The 5263-nt window shown below is 73.9% G+C and carries 2 pseudogenes; both read right to left on the reverse strand.

Going from position 1 to position 5263, the window contains the following annotated elements:
* Positions 1 to 4337: pseudogene (locus tag OO54_RS49015) on the reverse strand (beta-ketoacyl synthase N-terminal-like domain-containing protein); the annotation flags it as partial.
* 2 nt (positions 4338 to 4339) lie between these two features.
* Positions 4340 to 5263 (reverse strand): annotated as a pseudogene (locus OO54_RS49020) (acyl carrier protein); the annotation flags it as partial.

Below are 5263 nucleotides of genomic sequence, written 5' to 3' on the forward strand. Positions count from 1 at the left end.
GGAGTTCAGCACGACGTCCACCCCTCGGCCCGACGTCACGTCCAGGAACCGCTGCTCGAACTCCAGCGTCCGGGAACTCGCGATCCGGTCCGCCGCGACACCGTCGGCCTTGACCGCGTCCCACTTTCCGGGACTCGCGGTCGCGTACACCTCCGCTCCCCAGTACCGGGCGAGCTGGATCGCGGCCATGCCGACGCCACCGGCGGCGGCGTGCACGAGCAGGGATTCGCCGGACTTGAGGTCGGCGAGGTCGCGCAGCGCGTAGTAGGCGGTCAGGAACACCGTCGGGATCGAGGCGGCCTGCTCGAAGGACCAGCCGCACGGGATGCGGACCACGGTGCGGTGGTCGGAGACCGCCATCGGCCCGGCGGCGCCGGGGAAGATGCCGAGGACGCGGTCGCCGACGGCCAGCCCCGCCACGTCCGGGGCCACCTCGGTGACGACGCCCGCCCCTTCGGTGCCGAGCTCCGCCGTCGGGTCGGGGTACAGCCCCAGGCCGATCATCACGTCGCGGAAGTTGAGTCCCGCCGCCCGCATCGCGATGCGGACCTCGCCCGGCGCCAGAGGCGCGGCCGCCTCGGGGGCGGGAACGAGCGGGAGGTTCTCCAGCGTGCCGTCGGGCCCGGCCGCCAGGCGCCAGGCCGGGACGCCGGCGGGCACCGTCAGGGTCCCGGTCGATGCCGTACGGGCCAGGCGGCGGACGTAGGCCACACCGTCGCGGACGGCGAACTGGGGCTCGCCTCCGGCGAGGAGCACCGGCAGCAGCGCCGCCGACTCGGGCGTGCCGTCGGTGTCGACGAGCACGATCCGGCCCGGGTTCTCGGCCTGCGCCGACCGCAGCCCGGTGCCGGACCCGGTTCCGGTTCCGGTTCCGGTTCCGGTGAGGGCGCGGACGTCGTCGGCCGTGCCGACCCGCGCCGTTTCCAGGGCCACGTCGGAGGACTTCAGAGGCAGTCGCTCCCACACCACGCGGAAGAGGCGGTCCCGGACGTCGGCCGCGGCCACGTCGAGCAGCTCGGGTGCGAGGGGCCTCGCGGCGAGGGATTCGACGAAGGCCACGGGGGCTCCGGTGGCGTCGGCCAGGCGCAGGGTGACCGTGTCGGGTCCGGACGGGACGGCGTGGACGCGCAGGGTGGTGGCCTTGGCCGCGTACACGCGGACGCCGGTCCACGCGAAGGGCAGCACGAGTCGCCGGTCCGGGCCCGCCTGCACGCTGCCGGAGTGGAGGCAGGCGTCGAGCAGGGCGGGGTGCAGGGCGTAGCCGTCGACGGCGCCGGCGTCGTTGGGGAGGGTGACCTCGGCGAAGACCTCCTCGCCCCGTGTCCACAGGGCCCGCAGACCCTGGAAGGCGGGTCCGTAGCCGTATCCGGCGGCGGCGAGCCCCTCGTACGCGGTCGTCACCTCGTCCACGGCACGCGCGCCCTGCGGCGGCCACTGGGTGAGTTCGAAGTCGGGGGCCGTGGTGTCGGGGGCGAGCCTGCCGGAGGCGTGCCGGGTCCAGGCCGTTCCCGGTCCCGCGCCCTCGGCTCGGGCATGGATCCGGACGGGCCGCTGCCCCGACTCGTCGGCCTCGTCGACCTCCACCCGCAGCTGGACGCCACCCTGCTCGGGCAGGGCGAGCGGGGCCTCGATGACCAGCTCGGCGAGGAGTCCGCAGCCGGCCTCGTCGCCGGCCCGCACGGCGAGTTCGACGAACGCCGTCCCCGGCAGCAGGACGGTTCCGGCCGCCGCGTGATCGGCCAGCCACGGGTGCGTGCGGAGCGAGATCCGGGAGGTGAAGAGCAGGCCGCCGCGGCCGGGCACCTCGGCGACCGCGCCGATCATCGGGTGGTCGACGGCGGCCAGGCCGAGCCCTGCGGGGTCGCCCGACCCCCCCTTGTTCTCCAGCCAGTAGCGCTGCCGCTGGAAGGCGTACGTGGGCAACTCGGCGTGCGGCGCTGCCGCTTCACCGAGGACGGCGTTCCAGTCGACGGCCGTGCCGCGTGTGTGGAGGGCGGCGAGGGCTTCCAGGAAGCGGCGCGGGCCGTTCTCGTCCCGGCGCAGGGTTCCGGTCACGACCTTCGGGGTGGCCGTGGCGCCGTCCTCCGGTCACCGTCGAGTAGAAGGGCACGGCACCCGACCGGGGTGCGATCCTCGCCAGGGTCGTGCGCAGTTCGCTCTCGACGGCTTCGACGTGGACCGAGTGCGAGGCGTAGTCGACGGGTATCTCCCGGATGCGTACGCCCGACTGCTCGCAGTGCGGGACCAGTTCGCGCAGGGACTCGCGGCCGCCGGCGACGACGATCGAAGCGGGTCCGTTGACGGCCGCGATCTCGATCTCGCCGGGCCACCGCTCGATGAGCTCCGCCACCCGGTCGGCGTCCGCCGCGATCGAGGCCATGCCGCCCCGGCCGGACAGTGTGGTGGCGATGGCCCGGCTCCGCAGGGCGACGACCGTCGCCGCGTCCTCCAGCGTCAGGGCGCCGGCCACGCAGGCCGCGGCGATCTCGCCCTGGGAGTGCCCGACGACCGCCTCGGGCACGACCCCGCTCGCCTGCCAGAGCGCCGCCAGGGACACCATGACGGCGAACGACACGGGCTGGACGACGTCGACGGCATCCAGTGACGGAGCGCCTTCGGCCTGACGGATGACGTCGAACAGCGACCAGCCGGTCAGCGGGTCCAGTGCCTTCGCGCACTCCTCCATCCGGGCCGCGAACACGGGAGCAGTGTCGAGGAGGTCGGCCCCCATCCCGGCCCACTGCGCACCCTGACCGGGGAAGACGAACACCTTGCGCCCGTTGACGGATCCGCCCGCGCCGGTGACCACACCGGGTGCGGGCTCGCCCTTGCCCAGGGCCTCCAGACCCGCCAGGGCCTCGGCCCGGTCACCCGCGACGACGACGGCCCGCTCGGGCAGCAGGCTCCTCGTCCGGGTCAGCGAACGCGCCGCGTCCAGGGCGGTCACGTCCGGATGTCCGCCGAGGTACGACGCCAGGTTCCGGGCCTGACCCGCGAGTCCGGCCCTGCCGCGCGCCGACAGCGCCAACGGGACGATGCCTCCGCCGCGCAGGACTCCGGGTGTGGGCCCGTCGCCGGGGGGTGCCGTCTCGGGTGCCTGTTCCAGGATGACGTGGGCGTTGGTGCCGCTGACGCCGAACGAGGAGACGCCCGCCCGGCGGGGGCGGTCGAGCTCGGGCCAGGGGCGGGCCTCGGTCAGGAGCTCGACGGCACCGGCCGTCCAGTCCACCTGGGGCGTCGGCTCGTCGACGCGCAGGGTGCGGGGCAGCACGCCGTGCCGCATCGCCATCACCATCTTGATGACGCCGGCCACTCCGGCGGCGGCCTGCGTGTGCCCGATGTTCGACTTCACCGAACCCAGCCACAGGGGCTCGTCGGTCTTCCGTCCCTGTCCGTAGGTGGCGAGCAGCGCCTCGGCCTCGATCGGGTCGCCGAGCGGCGTCCCGGTGCCGTGCGCCTCCACGACGTCGACGTCCGACACGCCGAGACCGGCGTTGGCGAGTGCGCGGCGGATCACCCGCTGCTGGGAGGGGCCGTTGGGGGCGGTCAGGCCGTTCGAGGCGCCGTCCTGGTTGACGGCGGAGCCGCGTACGACACCCAGGATCGGCGAGCGAGGACTCGCCGGAGCGCAGCGACTGCGCGGCCAGGTGCAGGGTCACCAGCGAGGACGAGCAGGCGGTGTCGACGGTGACCGCGGGGCCTTCGAGGCCGAGGAAGTACGACACCCGGCCGGAGAGCACACTGGCCGCGCCGCCGGTCATCAGATAGCCCTCGACGCTGTCGGGGTCCGAGCCCACGCCCTCGGAGTGTCCGGCGGCGTAGTCGTGGTACATGTCGCCGGCGAAGACGCCGACGGGCGTGCCGCGCAGGGTCCCGGGGTCGATGCCCGCCCGTTCGAGGACCTCCCAGGAGGTCTCGAGGACCAGCCGCTGCTGCGGGTCCATCGCCAGCGCCTCGCGCGGCGAGATGCCGAAGAAGGACGCGTCGAACTCGTCCGCGTCGTGCAGGAACCCGCCCTCGCGGACGTAGGTCGTCCCGGAGTGGTCGGGGTCCGGGTGGTAGAGGTTCTCCAGGTCCCAGCCACGGTTCACCGGGAACTCGGAGATCCCGTCGCCGCCGGAGGCCACCAGGTCCCACAGCTCCTCGGGCGAGGTCACCCCGCCGGGGAAGCGGCAGGCCATGCCGACGATCGCGATCGGCTCGGAGTTCGCGGCGACCACCCGGTCGTACTGCTCCCTCAGGCGCGCGTTCTCCTTCAGAGACGCACGCAGGGCGTCGACGATCTGCCCGCTCTGAGCGTCCATGGCTTCCTCTTTCTTCCTTCGGATGTCGATCACGATCAGGACTGCGGGGTGCCCAGGGCCGCGCGGACGAGGTCGCCGACGCTCATCGAGTCGATGAGGTCCAGCTGCTCGCCGACGCTCGTCCCCTCACCGGCTCCGGCGGCCGCGTCGGCCGCCTCCGACCGGGCGAGACCCAGCAGGACGTCGAGCACGCCCGCCTCGCGGAACCGGTCGAGCGGAACGGAGGACAGCACGCGGCGCAGCTCCTCCTCCTCCTCCTGCCCGTCGAGGTCGGCGTCCGCCGTGTCCCCGGCCAGCTCCTCGCTCAGGTACTCCATGAGGGCGAGAGGCGTGGGGTGGTTGAAGATGAGCGTGGCGGGCAGCCGCAGTCCGGTGAGGGCGGAGAGCCGGTTGCGCAGTTCGACGGAGGTCAGGGAGTCGAACCCGATCTCGTTCAGCGCCCGGTCCGCCGCTTCAGCAGGCTGTCGGCGCCGGCACCCGCGCCCTGCGCGGACCTCCTGCCCACCGAGACGAGTCCTCGCAGCAACGCGGGAACGGACCCCGTCCGCGCCTGGTCCTTGAGCCCGGTGAGGTCCAGCTTGAACGGCACCAGTGCGGCTTCGGGTGCCTGGAGGGAGAGATCGAAGAGCTCCATGCCCTCGTCCACGGAGAGCCCGATCATGCCGCCCCGGGCCATGCGCTTCTGGTCCGCCTCGCTGAGGTGGCCGCTGAGGCTCGTCGCCTGCGCCCACAGGCCCCAGCCGAGGGAGGTCGCGGCCAGACCGCGCGCACGGCGGTGCTGCGCGAGCGCGTCCAGGAAGGCGTTGGCCGCCGCGACACCGGCCGTGTGCACCACACCCGTAAGCGGAGCCCCAGCGGGAACCGACGCCAGCAGATCCGCCAACGCAGCCCGGTCCGCGACATCGCACGCGGCGATCCGCACCCGCGCCCCGAGCGCCGAAAGCTCCGCCTCCAACTCC

Origin of the sequence: Streptomyces wedmorensis (genome assembly GCF_000716445.1) — a bacterium.
In the GTDB taxonomy this organism is placed as follows: Bacteria; Actinomycetota; Actinomycetes; order Streptomycetales; family Streptomycetaceae; genus Streptomyces; species Streptomyces wedmorensis.